The sequence below is a fragment of the Cryptosporangium sp. NPDC048952 genome, from assembly GCF_043197895.1.
Classification (GTDB): Bacteria; Actinomycetota; Actinomycetes; order Mycobacteriales; family Cryptosporangiaceae; genus Cryptosporangium.
Window position 1 is genome coordinate 180,079 of record NZ_JBICTY010000004.1, and the last position, 16,495, is coordinate 196,573.

The 16,495-nt window shown below is 70.9% G+C and carries 11 protein-coding genes; 6 read left to right on the forward strand and 5 right to left on the reverse strand.

Features of this window, described 5'->3' with window-relative positions; genetic code table 11:
• Positions 1–224: 224 nt before the first annotated feature.
• The 4 genes from ACGFY5_RS23400 to ACGFY5_RS23415 all read left to right on the forward strand — a co-directional run bounded on the left by ACGFY5_RS23400 (position 225) and on the right by ACGFY5_RS23415 (position 5,323).
• On the forward strand, positions 225–788 hold the full coding sequence (locus tag ACGFY5_RS23400) for a hypothetical protein (protein ID WP_392722844.1): 564 nt from the start codon (positions 225–227) through the stop codon (positions 786–788).
• Entirely contained in the window at positions 785–2,320 is a 1,536-nt protein-coding gene (locus ACGFY5_RS23405) for an aminotransferase class I/II-fold pyridoxal phosphate-dependent enzyme (protein ID WP_392722846.1), read from the forward strand. The genes ACGFY5_RS23400 and ACGFY5_RS23405 overlap by 4 nt, the downstream gene beginning before the upstream one ends.
• Before the next feature lie 20 nt (positions 2,321–2,340).
• Positions 2,341–3,321, forward strand: a complete 981-nt coding sequence (locus ACGFY5_RS23410; protein WP_392722848.1) for a nitric oxide synthase oxygenase — start codon at positions 2,341–2,343, stop codon at positions 3,319–3,321.
• Positions 3,322–3,565: 244 nt separating this feature from the next.
• Positions 3,566–5,323 (forward strand): DUF6328 family protein, encoded by a 1,758-nt coding sequence (locus tag ACGFY5_RS23415; protein WP_392722849.1) that lies wholly within the window; start codon positions 3,566–3,568, stop codon positions 5,321–5,323.
• A gap of 101 nt (positions 5,324–5,424) precedes the next feature.
• Here the strand turns inward: ACGFY5_RS23415 and ACGFY5_RS23420 are convergent, their stop codons facing one another.
• Both ACGFY5_RS23420 and ACGFY5_RS23425 read right to left on the reverse strand, forming a co-directional pair.
• Positions 5,425–8,277, reverse strand: coding sequence for an AAA family ATPase (locus tag ACGFY5_RS23420; RefSeq protein ID WP_392722851.1), 2,853 nt, complete (start codon positions 8,275–8,277; stop codon positions 5,425–5,427).
• A 1,642-nt stretch (positions 8,278–9,919) separates the two neighbouring features.
• Positions 9,920–11,962, reverse strand: a complete 2,043-nt coding sequence (locus ACGFY5_RS23425) for an NAD(+) synthase (protein ID WP_392722853.1) — start codon at positions 11,960–11,962, stop codon at positions 9,920–9,922.
• Positions 11,963–12,058: 96 nt separating this feature from the next.
• Between ACGFY5_RS23425 and ACGFY5_RS23430 the strand changes: the two genes are divergently transcribed.
• Both ACGFY5_RS23430 and ACGFY5_RS23435 read left to right on the forward strand, forming a co-directional pair.
• Positions 12,059–13,384 (forward strand): M20/M25/M40 family metallo-hydrolase, encoded by a 1,326-nt coding sequence (locus ACGFY5_RS23430; RefSeq protein WP_392722855.1) that lies wholly within the window; start codon positions 12,059–12,061, stop codon positions 13,382–13,384.
• Between the two features lie 23 nt (positions 13,385–13,407).
• Positions 13,408–14,115, forward strand: a complete 708-nt coding sequence (locus ACGFY5_RS23435) for a hypothetical protein (RefSeq protein WP_392722857.1) — start codon at positions 13,408–13,410, stop codon at positions 14,113–14,115.
• 10 nt (positions 14,116–14,125) lie between these two features.
• Here the strand turns inward: ACGFY5_RS23435 and ACGFY5_RS23440 are convergent, their stop codons facing one another.
• The 3 genes from ACGFY5_RS23440 to ACGFY5_RS23450 all read right to left on the reverse strand — a co-directional run bounded on the left by ACGFY5_RS23440 (position 14,126) and on the right by ACGFY5_RS23450 (position 16,421).
• The gene (locus ACGFY5_RS23440; protein WP_392722859.1) at positions 14,126–15,121 is read right to left on the reverse strand and encodes a M48 family metallopeptidase; all 996 of its coding nucleotides are present in this window, start codon (positions 15,119–15,121) and stop codon (positions 14,126–14,128) included.
• A 65-nt stretch (positions 15,122–15,186) separates the two neighbouring features.
• Positions 15,187–15,384: a DUF5703 family protein gene (locus ACGFY5_RS23445; protein WP_392722860.1), complete on the reverse strand. Its 198-nt coding sequence runs from the start codon at positions 15,382–15,384 to the stop codon at positions 15,187–15,189.
• A 68-nt stretch (positions 15,385–15,452) separates the two neighbouring features.
• The gene (locus ACGFY5_RS23450; protein ID WP_392722862.1) at positions 15,453–16,421 is read right to left on the reverse strand and encodes an aldo/keto reductase; all 969 of its coding nucleotides are present in this window, start codon (positions 16,419–16,421) and stop codon (positions 15,453–15,455) included.
• Between the last annotated feature and the right edge of the window lie 74 nt (positions 16,422–16,495).

The window sequence follows — 16,495 nt, forward strand, 5'->3', positions numbered from 1 at the left end:
GCACCGGGTTCCGAGCGTCCACCAGGTACTCCACCGTTCGACCCATCGGTTTGCCGGAAATCGGCCGAGTCTGCAATGCAATTCCCGCAGACGTACGGCACTGCCGCCCTGCGCGCTTCGCGTCTACGTCAGTCGACCGATGTCTCGTTACGCAGAGTGGGCGAGCGTATTCACAGCGACGGACACACCCGCCGGGTCGAGTCCGCGAGGAAGTGGAGCGCTTGATGGCCATGTATACGACCGTGAACGCCGCGTCGGCGCCAGCAGCCGACGTCTTCCGTCTCCCCGCGGTTCTGACCGAGCCGAGTGTGGCGTCCGCACTGGCCGAACCGATCATCGCGAGCAAGAGCCTCCTGGGCTTCTCCCCGATGGGCCTGGCCGCGATGGTCGCGCTGACCGGACTGGATCTGGTCGGCAGCTACTGCGCGATGCGCTACATGGACAACGGCCACCAACTCTGGTGGTCCGCCGGCGCCATCGCCTTCCTGGGAGTGTTCGCGGTCTACGCGGCGAGCCTCCACTGGGCCGAGCTCGGCACCGTGACGCTCGGCTGGATCGTCGGCGTCCAGGTCGGTGTCCTCGTCATGGACCGCGTGGCCAACGGCGTCGTGGTTCCCCCCGGCAAGTGGATCGCAATGGCAGCGATCTTCCTGCTCATGGCCTACATGATCTTCGCGCCCAACGGAAAGTCCACCAAATCCGTCTCGATCGTCCCGTCCCCGAGCGCCGGCCTCTCCGGCGCCCCCGGCGGCGCGGCGGTCATCGGTGAAAGGACGGCGAACCGATGACCGCCGTTGCCCTGCCGTCTGGCGACCGCCCGGTTCTCTTCGACGCAGCCCACAGCGCGGCCCCTCTGGTCGACGCGATACTCCACTACCGAGGCCTCGAGACCGGGGCGCTGCACGTCCCCGGTCACGCCGGTGGACGCACTGTCGGTTCCGGCCTGCGTGCCCTGCTGGGGAACACGTTCCTGGCCTCCGACGTCTGGCTGACCCCGGCCGACGCCACCAACGCCCGCCGCGAGGCCGAGGCGCTCGCCGCGGCCGCCTGGGGCGCCGACACCGCGTTGTTCCTGCTGGACGGCTCGTCCGGCGGCAACCGGGCCGTGCACCTGTCCCAGCGGGCCGAGCACGTCGTCGTCGCCCGCGACAGCCACACGTCCACGCTGGCCGGTCTGGTCCTCTCCGGCGCGACGCCGCACTGGGTCACCCCGCGGCTCGACGACGGCGGCTTCGGCATCAGCCTCGGCATCGACCCCGCCTCGCTCGACCGCACGCTGACCGACCTGACCGCCCAGGGGCACCACGCCGGGCTGGTGAGCATGGTCAGCCCGGGCTACGCCGGCGCGTGCTCGGATGTCCGGTCGCTCGCCGACGTGGCCCACCGCCACGGCGCGCCGCTGATGGTCGACGAAGCCTGGGGCGCGCACCTGCCGTTCCACCCCGACCTGCCGGCGCACGCGATCTCGGTCGGCGCCGACGTGGCCGTCACCTCCGCGCACAAGATGCTCGCCGCGCCGTCCGGTGCCGCGATCATCTTCACCAAGGGCAGCCGGGTCAACGGCGACACGATCAGCCGCACGGTCCAGATGACCCAGACCACGAGCCCGCTGCTACCGGTGCTCGCGAGCATCGACGACGCCCGGCGCACGATGGTCAGCCGCGGCCGCATCCTGCTCGACAAGACCCTCGAGCTGGTCTACAGCGCCCGGCGGCGGCTGGCCGCGATCCCCGGCGTCCGGGTGGCCGAAGCCGAGGACCTCGGTGTTCCCGCCGAGCGGTTCGATCCGCTGCGGCTGGTGATCAGCGTCTCCGGGCTCGGCCTCACCGGCCTCGAGATCGAAAAGCTGCTCCGGACGCCCGGCCCCGGCTTGGGGACGAGCGGGCTGCTGCACCCGGCCGTGGCCGCGGAGGGCGCCGACGAGAGCAACCTGTTCGTCGCGATCACCACGTGCACCTCGCCGGACGTCGTCGACGCGCTGGTCACCGCGCTGCGGACGCTCTCGTGCCGCCCCCGGCGGCGGCTGCGCCCGGCCTGGGACGGCCGGCTCGTCGAGGCGCTGCTCGCGCCGCGGACCCAGGTCTGCACACCGCGCGAGGCCCACTTCGCCGCGACCGAGACCGTTCCGCTGGAGCGCGCCGTCGGACGCACCAGCGCCGAACCGATCACGCCCTACCCGCCGGGCGTCCCGGCCGTCATGCCCGGTGAGTGCCTCGACCGCGACGCCGTCACCGCGCTGACCCGTGCGGTCGCCACCGGAATGCACATCCACGGCTCTGCCGACCCCACGCTCACCACGGTCTGCGTTGTGCGCGACTGAATCCTGAAGGAGGTGTCGAAGTGCGGATCGAGATCGCTGCGGCAGACCGGGGGCAACTCGCCGGTCCGACCATTCCGACCACCGAGCAACTCGCCTGGGCGGCCCGTGTGGCCTGGGCCAACGCCGACAAGGGCATCGGCCGCCTGCGCTGGCGCGGCCTGCACGTCCGCGACCTGCGCGGCGTCACCGATCCGGATGCGGTGGCCTCCGGGCTGGCCGAGCACCTCCGGGTGGCGACCCGGGACGGGAAGATCCGCTCGGTGGCCACCGTGCTCGACCCGGGGGTCGAGATCCTCAACGAGCAGCTCGTCGGCTACGCCGGTTACCAGCAGGCCGACGGCTCGATCCTGGGGGATCCCCGCCATCTCGAGCTGACCACGCTGGCGTTGCGCGCCGGCTGGCCGGGTGGACGCCCGGTCGACGGCGGCCGGCTCCTACCGGGTCCGTTCGACGTGTTACCGCTGCTCCTGCGCGTGCACGGCGGGCCGGTGATCGCGTACGAGCTCTCGCCGGAACGCGTGCTCGAGGTCAACCTGGAGCATCCCGGCTACGCGTGGTTCGCCCAGCTCGGCCTGCGGTGGTACGCGGTGCCCGCCATGGCGCGCCATCGGCTGCACTTCACCGACGCGCTCGCCTATCCGGTCGCGTTCTCCGGCTTCTACGTGGCGTTCGAGATCGCCTGCCGGGAGCTCGCCGACCAGAACCGGTACAACGTCTTGCCGATGATCGCCCGGTGCCTGGCGCCGGAGGGTGCCCGCACCGAGGGTTTCGCGCTCCAGGAGGCCGCCCGCGTGTTGCACCAGGCGATCCTGCACTCGTTCGGACGCGCCGGCATGGTGCCGCCGACGGCGTCGGCCCGGCTGGAGATCTACCACCGCTACTTCCCCCGCCGGAAGCCCGGACCGCGGCCGATGTACCGGCCCATCGACGCGCCGTACCCGGCCGGCGCGACCCCTGTTTCCGCAGGCTACGGCCAGCGACGACTCGAAGCGGCGGTGTGATCGTGAGGCACTGGGTGGCACATCTTCCGAGCCGCGCACCGTCCACCGCCGACCTGTGGGGAACGGTGCTGGCCGATCCACTGTGTCCGGTGTGCGGTACGCCGGGGCCCTGCGCTCCCGCGACGTACGTACCCGTGTCGGTGCCGCGGTCGTCCGCGCTGCTTCGCGGTTACGTCAGTCGACCGATGTCTTCCGACTCGCGCTAGACGAGTCTTTTCACCAGCGACGGAAGGGGTGAGTTTCGATGTCTGCGGAACTGACCACGGGCCGCAACGAGCGGCGCGACCCTCGGACTCAGGAAACCCCGACCCAGCGGTGGAACCGGAACTACCTCGAGATCCTGCACGAGACGCGGGCCGCCCAGATCGGCACGCAGCTGCTCCTGGTTTTCTTGCTCACGCTGGCGTTCACGAGCCGCTTCGACGAGACGACCCGCTTCCAGCGGATGGTCTACGTCGTGAGTCTGGTGCTCGTCGCGGGCGCCACGTGCCTGCTGATCGCCCCGGCCCCGTTCCACCGCCTGGTCTTCCGGCGTCGGCTCGAGGCGCAGCTGGTGAAGGCATCGAGCCGGTTCGCGTTCTGGGGCGTCACGCTGATGATGCTCGCGGTCAACGGCGTGCTGCTGCTGATCCTCGACGTCGTCATGGGCACCTCGTACGCGCTACCGATCACCGGCGGGACGCTCCTGTGGTTCCTGACCTGGTGGTACTTCGCTCCGGGATGGACCCGGCGAGGGCAGAAACGACGTCGGAAGGAGGCCACGGTCGTGGCACTGGAGGTCGCAGCTGAGAAACTCCGCAGCGAGCGGGGACGCAGCGAACACGTTCGCAGCGAGCGGGTGAAGGGTGGCGACCTGGCCCGGGCCCTGAACGCTCCGGCTCCGGCGCTGGGATCGACGATGATGGCCGCCCAGGAACGTCCCGGGCCGCACCCGCCGCAGCTGCGCCCCGGCCCGACGTGGCCGGCGCCGCGACTGCCGATGATGCCGACCCCGCAGCCGCCCCGGGCGAACTCGGACCAGCTGGGTTATCCCGGTGGCCGGCTGCCGGCGCTCGGCTACGACCGCCCGTCGCCGCAGCCCGGTGCGGCGACGGGCCCGTACCCCCCGTACCGCGCGGATGGGTACCGTGCTGCGAACGGGAACGGGCGAGGCGCCCCTTTCGGCCCGGGTCCGGCTGCGCCGGTGAGCGGTGCGTACGGCTCCGGACCGGCGGCGCCGGTGAGTGGCGCGTACGGTTCGGCGGCGCCGGTGAGTGGGGCGTACGGGCCGGCGCCCGTGAGTGGCGCCTATGGCCCGAGCGGACGGGGCCCGGCCGGCGCCCCCGCCCCAGTCAGCGGCCCCGTCGGCGCCGGCAGCGCCCGCTTCGACCTCGGGGGCCCCATCGGCGGGATTGACGTCCCGTCCGGGCCGTACGCGACGATCGACCCGCTGGGTCCGGTGGCCGCGGGTCCGATGCCTCACCAGCCCGCGCCGTACGGGAACGCGTTCGACGGTGCGGCCGCGCAGCAGCCCGACGGCTCCGGCTGGACCTCCCGCGCCGGGCGTCACCACGGCATCTCGCTGACCGACCTTCCGGCCGCCTACACCACGGGCGAGGTCCCCATCCTCGGTCCCGAGCCCGGCATGCAGAACGGCCGCTCCGGCGACGGCATGCAGCACGGGCGGGCCGACGACGGCGTCACGCAGTTCGGCGTCGCCCTACCGCTGGGCCCGGCCCCCACCGGCCTCCCCGCCCCGGGCGGGGAGGCCGTCCAGACACCGACCGGGCCGTACAGCTCGGTCCTGCCCGGTCGGTCGCCGGCCGCTGAGACACCGGCCGGCGCGGTCGGTCCTGCCATTGCCGGCCCCGCCGTGGCAGGCCCCGCGCCGGTCGGTCCCACCGACACCGGGTCGTACCCGATCGTCGGCATCGACCAGTCCGAACCCTTCGAGAACACCGACGGCGTGATCGGCCGGGCCCGGGTCGTACCGCCCAACCCGGCCGGCCCGAAACACCACTAGAACTCTCCGCGGGGACCGGGGAGAACGGCGCAGCCGGGGATCACGAGGGGTGATCCCCGGCTGAACCGTTTCCGCACCAAGGAACAGCGCCGGACGCCGACTCAGGCGTCCGGCGCACTCTCGTTCCGCAGCGCCGCCTCACGCGCCAGGTCGATCCGCGACCGCAGGTCGAGCTTGCTCAGGATGTGCGACACATGCGTGCTCACCGTCCGCGGCGAGAGGAACAACTGCGCAGCGATCTGCGGGTTGGACATGCCCTGCACGACGAGGTCGGCGACCTTCGACTCGGTCGGCGTCAGGCTGTCCCAGCCGGACCGCGCCTGCCGGTGCTTGACCCGCGGCGCCCGCCGGATCCCGTACTCCCGGAACCGGTTCTGCAGCCGCGCGGCATCCCATTTCGCGTCGAGGACCTGGTAGCCGTCGAGCGCGCGACTGAACGCGGTGCGCGCCTCGGCCCGCTCCCCGAGCTCGGCGAACCGCGCGGCCGCGGCCTCCAGAGCGGCGGCCCGGAACAGCGGACGACCGGCCACCAGGTACTGCTCGGCTGCCTGTAGCAGGGTGTGGGCGTCTTGATCGCGCAGCCCTCGGCAGTACAGGGACGTGCCGATCCGGTGCGGATTGGCGGAGCGGGCCGCGGCTTCGTCGGCGAACCGGAGCACGTGCGCCGCGTCCTCCGCGTCGCCGCATTCCAGCGCCAACCGCATCGCGTCGGGGAGGAGTTCCTCCATCTCGTCCACCTCTTCACCCTCACCGGTGAGACTGTCGAGCAGGACCGCGAGCGCTTCATCGGGTTTCCCGGCGTGTTCGGAGCGCAGGGCGCGGGCCAGCGCGGGCGCCGCGATGACCCGCAGGCCGAGAAGTTCCTCGCGCTCCTCGGAAACGGCGAGGTGACGCAGGCCGGACTCGGTGTCGCCCCGGTGGAAGAAGATCGCGGCGAGCAGCCCACGGTGCTGGCAGGCGGACGCCTGGTCGAGCGCCTCTTCGGGCACCGCGTCCTGGTCGGCCAGGGCGTCGTCCCACTGGCCGTTCTCGAAGTACAACTCGCAGAGCGCGGTGTAGGCCTGGGCCGCCCGGATCGCGCTGCCGACCCGGGTGGCCTCGTCGCGAACTTCGCGTAGGGCCTCCAGCGCCTCCGGGTAGCGGTCCAGGTCGCCGAGCCACACCGCGCGGTTGATCTGGACGAGGAGGCGAAGGTCGGTCAGGGAGAGATCGTCGGCGGTGGCCGCGATGGCCTGGTCGTAGAACGACAGGCTCTCCGTGGTGCCGCCGCGGGTGACCGACGTCGCGGAGAGAATGTGCAGCGCCCAGGCCAGCGCCCAGCGGTCACCGCATTCCAGCGCGAGCGCCCGGGCCTCCTCGGCGGCCTTTCCCGCCAGCTGTACCTGGCCGACCATCCGGTGTGCCCGTCCCACCGAGATCAGGAGCCGGGCGCGGTGACGAGCGGTGAGCGCGGGATTGTCGAGCGCTTTGAGGAGCGCTTCGAGCGCCTCCGGGGTATCGCCGACCTGCAACTGGGCCTGACTCCGGATCCAGTGCAGGTCGACGAGGAGATCGGGGGAGGTCACCCGGTCGAGCGCGGCCACGGCGACCTGTACGGCCTCGGTGGAGTTGCCGAGCCGGAACAGTGCGTTGGCCAGCATCGCCGACAGCGCTTCGTCCGCGGGCCGGGCAGGCCAGCCGTTGGAGGCACGGCGCAGCAGATCGGCCGCTGCCTGCGGTGCCTGCGCCACGAGAGCGGGGCCTGCCTCGGACAGCCAGTCCTGGACCCACGGCTCGAGGGGCCCGAGGCGCAGACCGGACGGGTCGTCAGCCGAGAGCAGCTGCCGGGCGACACGTTCGACGGGTGCGTGGGCCGCGGCGAGCGCACGGCCGGCGTCGCGGTGCAGCGCCGACCGGACCGACCCGGGCAGTTCCTCGTAGAGCGCGGTGCGGATGAGCGGGTGCCGGAAGGCGAGGCCTTCGGGCGTGTCGGCGAGGACACCGGCGGCGAGGGCTTCTTCCAACGCCGGCAGTAGTTCGGTGACGCTCTGCTTCTGCACCAGCGCGAGGTCGTCGACAGCGAACCGCACTCCCAGCAGCGCCGCGGCCCGGAGGACACCGCGGACCTGCTCGGACAGGAAGCCGAGGCGGTCGGCGATGGCCGCGGTCAGCGTCCGGGGAGCCGAGCCCGAAACGACGTCGACGGTGCCCGGCGCGGTCTCGGCCAGGTAGGAGCTACGACTGAGTGCGCCGACGAGCTCGGTGAGGTAGAGGGGGTTGCCTGCCGCGCCGTCGGCGAGGCGGGCGAGCTGGGCCCCCGGCCGGGCTCCGGTCAGGCTGGTCAGCAGCTCGGTGACGTCGTCGTCCTCCAGCGGGCTCAGCCGGACCAACTCGTCCGGCTCGATGGCGCGGCGCAGTGCGCGGAGGCTGTCGCCCTGCGGGGTGGGCCGGGCGAGACCGAGAAGGAACAGCGGCAGGGGCAGCGGCAGCTGGCGGGCGGCTTTGGCGAACCGGCCCCAGAGTGCGACCGTCGCCGGGTCGGCCCACTGCAGATCGTCGATGACGAGCATCGTGGGCGACTGCTCGCAGAGCTGTTCGATCAGCGCGAACAACTGCTCGGACGCGGCCGTGACCGCGTCGACCGAAGCGCCGGCGGCGAAGTCGCCGCGTAACAGCCGGAGTACGGCGCGGCGGCGCGGATCGGTCGTGGACTCGCGTACCTCCAGCGCGTCCAGGAACGGAAGCAGGGGCAGTGCCTGGCCGAGTTCGTCACCGGCGCCCCGGTACACGGTGAATCCCGCTTCCGCGGCCTGAAGGGACACCGTGCGCATCAAAGTGGATTTGCCGATGCCGGGTTCGCCGTCGATGAGGACAGCGCGACCGTCGCCCTGGAGGCAACCGCTGATCCAGCGATCGAACTTGGCGATCTCCGGGTCACGCCCGATCAACGAGCCGGGGACCGGAGAGATCGTCACTTACTCAGGATAGGGCGCGGACGGAGAGTGAACAAGTGAGTCACGTTCCGGAGCGCGTGAACAACTCATGTCGTTCGGTTCAACTCTACCTCATTTAGTACGGAGCTTGGCGAAACGGGCCTGTAGGAAATTCATTCCCTAATTGCTCCGGCGGCGGCGGGCCCGGACTCGGGGCGGCCGACGAGCGGACTCTCATCGGCATCAGACCGAACCTTTCTTTTACCTTAAGAGGCTTGCCATTACGGTGAGCCGTGGAATGGTTACTCCCGTCCTCGAAATGATCGAGAACACGACGCGTCGAAATTCTGCGAAACCCCTAGGGCACCCGAATTCGATTTTCGGTTCCCCATCAAGGAGAGATCATGCGCATCGGACGAATCGTCGCGGCTGTTTCCACCGCAGTTACGCTTGCCGCGGTCGCCCTGATTGCAGGTGGGGGCGTAGAGCTCGCCTCTGCGATGAACCGCTTCTGAAGCGTTCGTTCCCCACGTCTTTCTTCCCCCGTTCCTGCGTTCTCGAGGAGTTGTGCCATGCAGCACGGCTGACCATTCCGGTCTTCGACGAAATCCCATTCCTGCGACAGCGTTTCCCCGCTGACCGAGCCCTCGCGCCGGACCGGCCCCTCGCGGCCCAGGCAAGCGACCAGGCAGGCAGCTCCCGCCGCCGGACCACCGGCGGAAACGGGTACCGGACGGCTCCGCGCCGTTCGCACACGCCCTCTCGCCGGGCTACGGCCCCTCTGACCTGACCAGGGAAGACGGCGGCCGGCCCGGCGAGGACGGGGCGGACGAGCAACACCGCACCACCCGGAACGTGCCACGTGTCGGCGATCACCCCGCGAAACACTTCGCCGCCGCGCGGACGACAGGCCCCGGCTGACCTGTACCGCCCTCCCCCGCAGGGCGTGTGCGTGTCGGTCGGGGTTTTGGGTTTTCCGCCTTTCCAGAAAGGCGCCCGGCTGCGGACCGACTGATCCGCCCGGCCTTTCTGCCCGCGCTGCGGTGCGCTCATCGGACCCGCTCCATTCGAGTTCCACCGACGCGTGCCGTCGATATCGAGCTCGGCTAAGGCGCGGCCCGTAGAAGCCGTCAGCGGCGCTTTCAGCAGCCCGCTGGGGCCCGTTGCCGGAGTGCCATTCCGTCAGGGTCTCCCGGTCGCCGGCGACCCCGTGGACGGCCGCGGCGAGATCCGCATCGGACCCGTTGCGATGCCTCGAAGTCCCGGACGCGAGCCCGATTAGTTACGAGTCGCATATCGTCCGTATTAAGAGCAGTTAAGTTTGGGCCCTCAGTCGCAATTATTGAACCCTATTTAAAACGGAGTTGGTTTTAAATAGGGTTCAAAAACAAAGCCTTCCGAAGGGGTCGTCAAACGTACCGATGGGTAGCGTGTTCTCGTCGCCTTCGGTGTTTTTCGGGTCGCCCGACGACCCGTTCGCCATCAACGCTGAGTAACCAAAAGCGGGTCCAGTTCGTTGCCGCCTGATCCGTTCGCGGCATTCACGTCGACTCACGTGAGGCGCGGGCGTTCACCGTCCACTGCGACGCAGCGCAGCCGAAGTGGCCCAGGACATCACCTGAAGTGACTACATCGGACCACCGATCGGCGGAGGTGAATGCCGCGAACGGGGACGGACGACCTGTTAGGACTCCGGGACGTCGCGGTGGAGTGCGTCCAACCAGGTCCGCGCCGAGGCGTCCGACGGCGCCCGCCAGTCGCCGCGCGGCGAGAGCGACCCGCCCGCGGAAACCTTCGGACCGTTCGGCAGCGCCGACCGCTTGAACTGGCTGAACGAGTAGAAGCGCTGCAGGAACACCTCGAGCCAGTGGCGGATGGCGGGCAGATCGTAGGCGTTGCGGTGCTCTTGGGGGTAGTTCGGCGGCCACTCGCCCGCTTCGACGTCCCGCCAGGCGTGCAGGGCCAGGAACGCGATCCGCGCCGGACCGAAGCCGTAGCGCAGGACGTGGAACAGCGAGAAGTCCTGCAGCGCGTACGGGCCGACCTTGGCCTCGGTGCTCTGCGGCGTCTCGCCCTCCTTCGTCGGCACCAGCTCCGGCGTGATCTCGGTGTCGAGCACCGCGTGCAGCACCTTGTTCACCTCGTCGGCGAACTGCCCGGACGCGGCGACCCAGCGGATCAGGTGCTGCATGAGCGTCTTCGGGACACCGGCGTTGACGTTGTAGTGCGACATCTGGTCGCCGACGCCGTAGGTGGACCAGCCCAGCGCGAGCTCGGACAGGTCGCCGGTGCCCAGCACGATGCCGTTGCGCTGGTTGGCCGCGCGGAACAGGTAGTCGGTGCGCAGGCCCGCCTGGATGTTCTCGAACGTGACGTCGTAGACCTCTTCGCCGCGGGAGAACGGGTGCCCGAGGTCGGTGAGCATCTGGGTGGCGGCCGGCCGGATGTCGAGCGTCTCGAACGTGACGCCGAGCGTCTCGGCCAGCGCGACAGCGTTGTTGCGGGTGTGGTCGCTGGTGGCGAAGCCGGGCATCGTGAACGCCAGGATGTCGGTGCGGGGCCGGTGCAGCCGGTCCATCGCCTTCGCGGCGACGATCAGCGCGTGCGTGGAGTCCAGCCCGCCGGAGACACCGATGACGATCTTCGGCTGCCCGATCGCCCGGAGGCGTTGCTCCAGACCGGAGACCTGGATGTTGTAGGCCTCGTAGCAGTCCTGCTCCAGCCGGGTGACATCGGCGGGCACGAACGGGTAGCGCGCGAGCGTGCGCCGCAGCCCGATGTCGCCCTCCGGGGGCTCGACAGCGAAGTCGACGTGCCGGAAGCCGTCCAGCCGTGCCTCGTGGTGTCGGCGGTTGTCGTCGAACGTCCCCATCCGGAGCCGTTCGGCGCGGATCAGGTCGAGGTCGACGTCGGCGACCGCGCGGCGGGGACCGTCCGGGAACCGGTCGCTCTCGGCCAGCAGGACGCCGTTTTCGTAGATCATCGTCTGCCCGTCCCAGGACAGATCGGTGCTGGACTCGCCCTCGCCGGCCGCCGCGTAGACGTACGCGGCCAGGCACCGCGACGACGCGGAGCGGGAGTACAGCCTCCGGTCCTCGGCGCGGCCGATCGTGATCGGGCTGCCCGACAGGTTGACCAGCACCGTCGCTCCGGCGAGCGCGGCCTCGGCGCTCGGCGGGATCGGCACCCACATGTCCTCGCACACCTCGACGTGGAGGACGAACCCGGGTACGTCGAGGGCACTGAAGAGCAGATCGGGCCCGAACGGCACCTCGACGTCGCCGAGCCGGATCGTGCCGCGCACGTCGTCGCCGGGGGCGAAGTGTCGGCGCTCGTAGAACTCGCGGTAGGTCGGCAGGTACGACTTCGGCGCGACGCCCAGCACCCGGCCGCGGTGGATCACGACAGCGGTGTTGTAGAGCCGGTTGCGGTAGCGCAGCGGCGCCCCAACGACCAGCACCGGCTGCAGCTCGGCGGACGCGGCCGCGACCTCGGCGATCGCGGCCTCCACGGCGTCCAGGAGCGTGTCCTGGAGCAAGAGGTCCTCGATCGAGTAGCCCGACAACGTCAGCTCGGGGAACACCGCCAGGCCGACACCGTCGTCGTGGCACTCCCGGGCCGCGGCGAGGACGGCGTCGGCGTTGGCGGCCGGGTCCGCGATGGCGGTGCGCAGGGTGCACGACGCCACGCGGAAGAAGCCCTGGTCGTAAACAGAGTAGAAGTCCATCAGCCGCTAGTTTGGCAGAGCCGTGTCGTGCCCCGGGGATGGGCACGCCCAGCTTCTTCCCAACGGGTTGTCGGTGTGGGCTGGTATCAAGGGCGCATGAGCCCCAGCGCGCACCCGCAGCCCAGCGCCGAAGACGAAGTCGTCGATCTCGCCCGGGACCTGATCCGGATCGACACCACGAACACCGGTGAGACGGCGACCAGCGCGGGGGAGCGGGCCGCGGCCGAGTACGTGGCCGCGAAGCTCGACGAGGTCGGCATCACCGCGGAGATCTACGAGAGCGAGCGGGGCCGCGCCAGCGTCGTCGCGCGGATCGAAGGCACGGACTCCGAGCGCGGCGGCCTGGTCGTGCACGGCCACCTCGACGTCGTGCCCGCGAACGCGGCCGACTGGTCGGTCGACCCGTTCTCCGGCGAGATCCGCGACGACTACCTCTGGGGCCGCGGCGCTGTCGACATGAAGGACATGGACGCGATGGTCCTGGCGCTCGTGCGCCAGTGGGCGCGGGAGGGCCGCAAGCCCCCGCGCGACATCACGCTCGCGTTCTTCGCCGACGAAGAGGCCGGCAGCATCCACGGGGCGCACTGGATGGTCGACAACCACCCCGAGTGGTTCGAAGGCGCCACCGAAGCGATCAGCGAGGTCGGCGGGTTCTCGGTCAGCGTCACCGACGACCTGCGGCTGTACCTGATCGAGACCGCCGAGAAGGGCATCGAGTGGCTGAAGCTGACCGCCACCGGTAAGGCCGGCCACGGGTCGTTCACCCACGAGGACAACGCGATCACGACGCTGTCCGAGGCGGTGTCCCGGATCGGTCGGCACAAGTTCCCGCTCGTGCTCACCGACACCGTCCGGCGCTTTCTCGAGGAAGCCGGCGACGCCCTGCAGATCGAGTTCGATCCGAACGAGCCGGAGCTGGCGATCGCGAAGCTCGGGCCGATCGCGCGCATCATCGGCGCGACGCTGCGCAACACCGCCAACCCGACGATGCTCGACGCCGGTTACAAGGTGAACGTCATCCCGGGTTCGGCCACCGCCGCGATCGACGGCCGAGTCCTGCCGGGGCAGGAGCAGGAGTTCCTCGCCACGATCCGCGAGCTGGCCGGCCCCGACGTCACGGTCGAGCCGACGATGGAGCAGATCCCGCTGGAGACCACGTTCGACGGTGCGCTCGTCGACGCGATGGCCGACGCGCTGCGCTTCGAGGACCCGGGGGCGCGGGCCGTGCCCTACATGCTCTCCGGCGGCACCGACGGCAAGGCGCTCTCGCGGCTGGGGATCCGCTGCTTCGGCTTCGCCCCGCTCCGGCTGCCCCCGGATCTCGATTTCGCCTCGCTGTTCCACGGTGTGGACGAGCGGGTGCCGATCGACGGCCTACGCTTCGGAGTGCGTGTGCTGGACCGTTTTTTGTCGCGTAGTTGACCACGGCCGCTGGGAGCTCAGGAATGTCTACCGAAGCCCAGATCGACGCGGCGCTCGAGGCGGTCGTCACCGCCGCTCGGCGCCATCGCGCCGTGCTGCAGTCCGGTGCGTCGGAGGAACGGATCTGGCGTGCGTACGTGGCCTTGAACAACGCCACCGTCCGCTACGACGACCTGATCAGCGAGGTCTACGACGAGGTCACGCCCTGGGACTGCGAGTACCTGGAGGCCGACGGGGATCCGGAGTCGGCGCCCCCGGCGCCGATCCGCCCCACCGGCGGCGTGCCGGTCGGCGACGGCGCCGTGATGGTGTCGGTCCGCCACCGGCGTGACTACGTGATCCCCGAGCCGACGCGGCTGCTGACGCTGGCCACGGAGGCCCGGCGTACATCCTGGGCAGCGGTGGACTCCACGCATGCGGCGCGGCCGGTCACCGACGTGGGGGAGGCGGTCAACGAGCTCGTGCAGGCCGGCGACGGCACTGTCGCCGCGCTCGACGCCTACCCGGAGGACCTCGTGCCGGGCAACGGTGTCCTGGTGGTCAACGCGCTGCACCGGCCGCTCACGTTCGCCGAGGCACCGGCGTCCGACGGTCCCGACCCGCTGTTGCTCGGCCCCGACGAGGCACAGCTCTACCGCATGGACGAGGAGATCGTCGACGAGGACTCGATCGAGGAGCCGGTGCCGGCGCCCCGCGATCCGGTTCCCGGATCCGCGGCGCGCCTCTGGTAGGTCGGACGGTCTACGGCCTGCGGAAACTCCGCAGGCCGTCGACGACGGCGCCACCGGCCTTGGTGACCAGCTTGGCGAGCGGGTCGTTGGAGGACGCCACCGCGTCCCGGTAGGCACCCGCGGCGGCCTTCACCTCGGCGGTGAAGGAGGCGTCCGGGTCGTCTTCCCGGCGCGGGTACTGGCCGCCGAGCACTGTGGTGTACTCGTCGGTGTCCGCCCACCGCTGCAGTTCCGCGGCCCGCAGCGCCGGCAGCGGGTGGGTCCGCCCGGTCAGGTGCCCGAGCTTGAGGATGCTGTCGCGGATATCGGCGGCGTCGTCGTACTCGTCGGCCTGCGCGAGGAAGTCGACCAGTTCGTCCGGGCCGGTGCTCATCGCGCCGGCCATCAGCGCGTGGGTACGCAGCGCCGCCGCCGGGTCCTGGCCGCAGAGCAGCCCCGCCCGGTCGCACGACAGCTCGGACTTGCGGTACCACTCCTCGAGCGCGAGCCGGATCGCCCGCAGCCCCCAGTAGCCGATCGGAAACCAGGCCAGATTGAGCGACGCGCTGGTCAGGTGCAGCAGGAGCGTGCGGTAGACCGCGTGCCCGCTGAGCACGTGGCCCATCTCGTGACCGATGGTGAACCGCAGCCCGTCGGTGTCGAGCAGCTCGATCAGGCCGGTGCTCAGCACCAGGAACGGCGCGTCCATGCCGATCGTCATCGCGATCGGTTCCGGGTTGCGCAGGACGAACACCTCGGGCACCGGACTGATGTCGAGCGTCGCCGCGCACTCCAGACGCAGGGCGTGGACCTCGGGGAACTGCTTCGTCGTCACCTTCACGGCGGACGCGAGCAGGAGCAGCCGCTCACGGCGTTCACCAACCGCTCCCGACAGGGCGCGCAGCACCGACGGCAGACCGGGTACCGCGCGGAGCGCGACCAGTGCGCCGCGATCGGCGGGATGCTCGTAGGCCCGCGGGCTGATGCCCGGGAAGCGGCGACGCTCGGTGCTGATCTCGACGGTCATTGGCTGGCCCTCCTAGGCGCTCACGAGGGTCAGCCTAAGGACGGGCGGCAACCCCCGGGGGGCGCTCAGGTGGCCAGTGCGGGACTGGAGGAGGCGGAGCGGCGGCGGCGCAGGACGATCTTGCGGGTGCCGTCGGCGTAGAGCCGGACGCGGGAGAGCTCCCAGCCTCCGTACTCGGCCCGGATCGTCAGCTCCACTTGTGCGGTCACCCGGTCAGTGCCGGGCGGCAACCTCAGCGGTGCGTACTCGTAATCTGGGGGCACTCAGTCATAGTGCCTCGCCGGTGCCGGAGGCGCGAGTGTCCCTCGTTCCCGACGCTTTCGCGGTGATCTCAGCCGCCGTCGCGCTCGGGGTAGCCGAATTCCGGGGCCGAGACGTCGTCGAGCGCGCGGCGGATCTCGGCGGGTAGCGTCAGCGACTCGGTCTGCAGCGAGCCCATCAGCTGACCGACCGTGCGGGCGCCCACCACCGGCGCGGTGACCGCCGGCCGGTCGCGGATCCACGCCAGCGACACCGCCAGTGGCGAGACGCCGAGGCCGTCCGCCGCGGTCGCGACCGCTTCGACGACACGCGCCGACCGGTGCTCGAGGAAGCGCCCGACGAACCGCTCGAAGTGCGGCGACGCACCGCGGGAGTCGTTCGGGGTGCCGTGCCGGTACTTGCCGGTCAGCACCCCGCGGCCGAGCGGCGACCAGGGGAGCAGCCCGACGCCGAGGTCGAGGGCGGCCGGCACGACCTCCCGTTCGACGCCCCGTTCGAGCAGCGAGTACTCGACCTGGGTGGAGATCAGCCGCGGACGCCCGTGCGCGAGCTGCCAGGTGGCGGCCTTCGCGGTCTGCCAGCCGGTGTAGTTGGACATCCCGACGTAGCGCGCCCGCCCGGTGCTGACCGCGATGTCGACGGCCGACAGCGTCTCCTCCAGCGGCGTGTGCGGATCCCACGCGTGCAGTTGCCAGAGGTCGACGTGGTCGGTGCGCAGGCGGGCGAGCGAGGCGTCGAGCGCGGAGAGCAGATGACCGCGGGACGCGTCGCGCCGCCGCAGCGCCGGTACGGCCACCGCTTTGGTCGCGATCTGCACCGCCGAGCGCGGTACGACCGGTCCGATCAGGTCACCCAGGATCTCCTCGGCGCGACCGTCCGCATAGACGTCAGCCGTGTCGACGAGCGTCCCACCGGCGTCGGTGAACGCCTTGAGCTGCTCGGCGGCGTCGTCAGCTTCAGTGTCCCGCCCCCAGGACATCGTTCCCAGCGCGAGCCGGGACACCATCAGCCCGCTGTGGCCGAGGGCACGCAGTTCCATGGCAGCGGACGCTACCGTCGCCCCACCCCACACCGGAGCACCGACCCGCCGTTACGCTGCGCCGTGACCTCACG

Excerpts from the sequence above, each read along its gene's own strand:
- ACGFY5_RS23400 (WP_392722844.1), top strand. The coding sequence starts at position 225 with ATGGCCATGTATACGACCGTGAACGCCGCGTCGGCGCCAGCAGCCGAC.
- ACGFY5_RS23405 (WP_392722846.1), top strand. The coding sequence starts at position 785 with ATGACCGCCGTTGCCCTGCCGTCTGGCGACCGCCCGGTTCTCTTCGAC.
- ACGFY5_RS23415 (WP_392722849.1), top strand. The coding sequence starts at position 3,566 with ATGTCTGCGGAACTGACCACGGGCCGCAACGAGCGGCGCGACCCTCGG.
- ACGFY5_RS23425 (WP_392722853.1), bottom strand. The coding sequence starts at position 11,962 with ATGGACTTCTACTCTGTTTACGACCAGGGCTTCTTCCGCGTGGCGTCG.
- ACGFY5_RS23430 (WP_392722855.1), top strand. The coding sequence starts at position 12,059 with ATGAGCCCCAGCGCGCACCCGCAGCCCAGCGCCGAAGACGAAGTCGTC.
- ACGFY5_RS23435 (WP_392722857.1), top strand. The coding sequence starts at position 13,408 with ATGTCTACCGAAGCCCAGATCGACGCGGCGCTCGAGGCGGTCGTCACC.
- ACGFY5_RS23440 (WP_392722859.1), bottom strand. The coding sequence starts at position 15,121 with ATGACCGTCGAGATCAGCACCGAGCGTCGCCGCTTCCCGGGCATCAGC.
- ACGFY5_RS23450 (WP_392722862.1), bottom strand. The coding sequence starts at position 16,421 with ATGGAACTGCGTGCCCTCGGCCACAGCGGGCTGATGGTGTCCCGGCTC.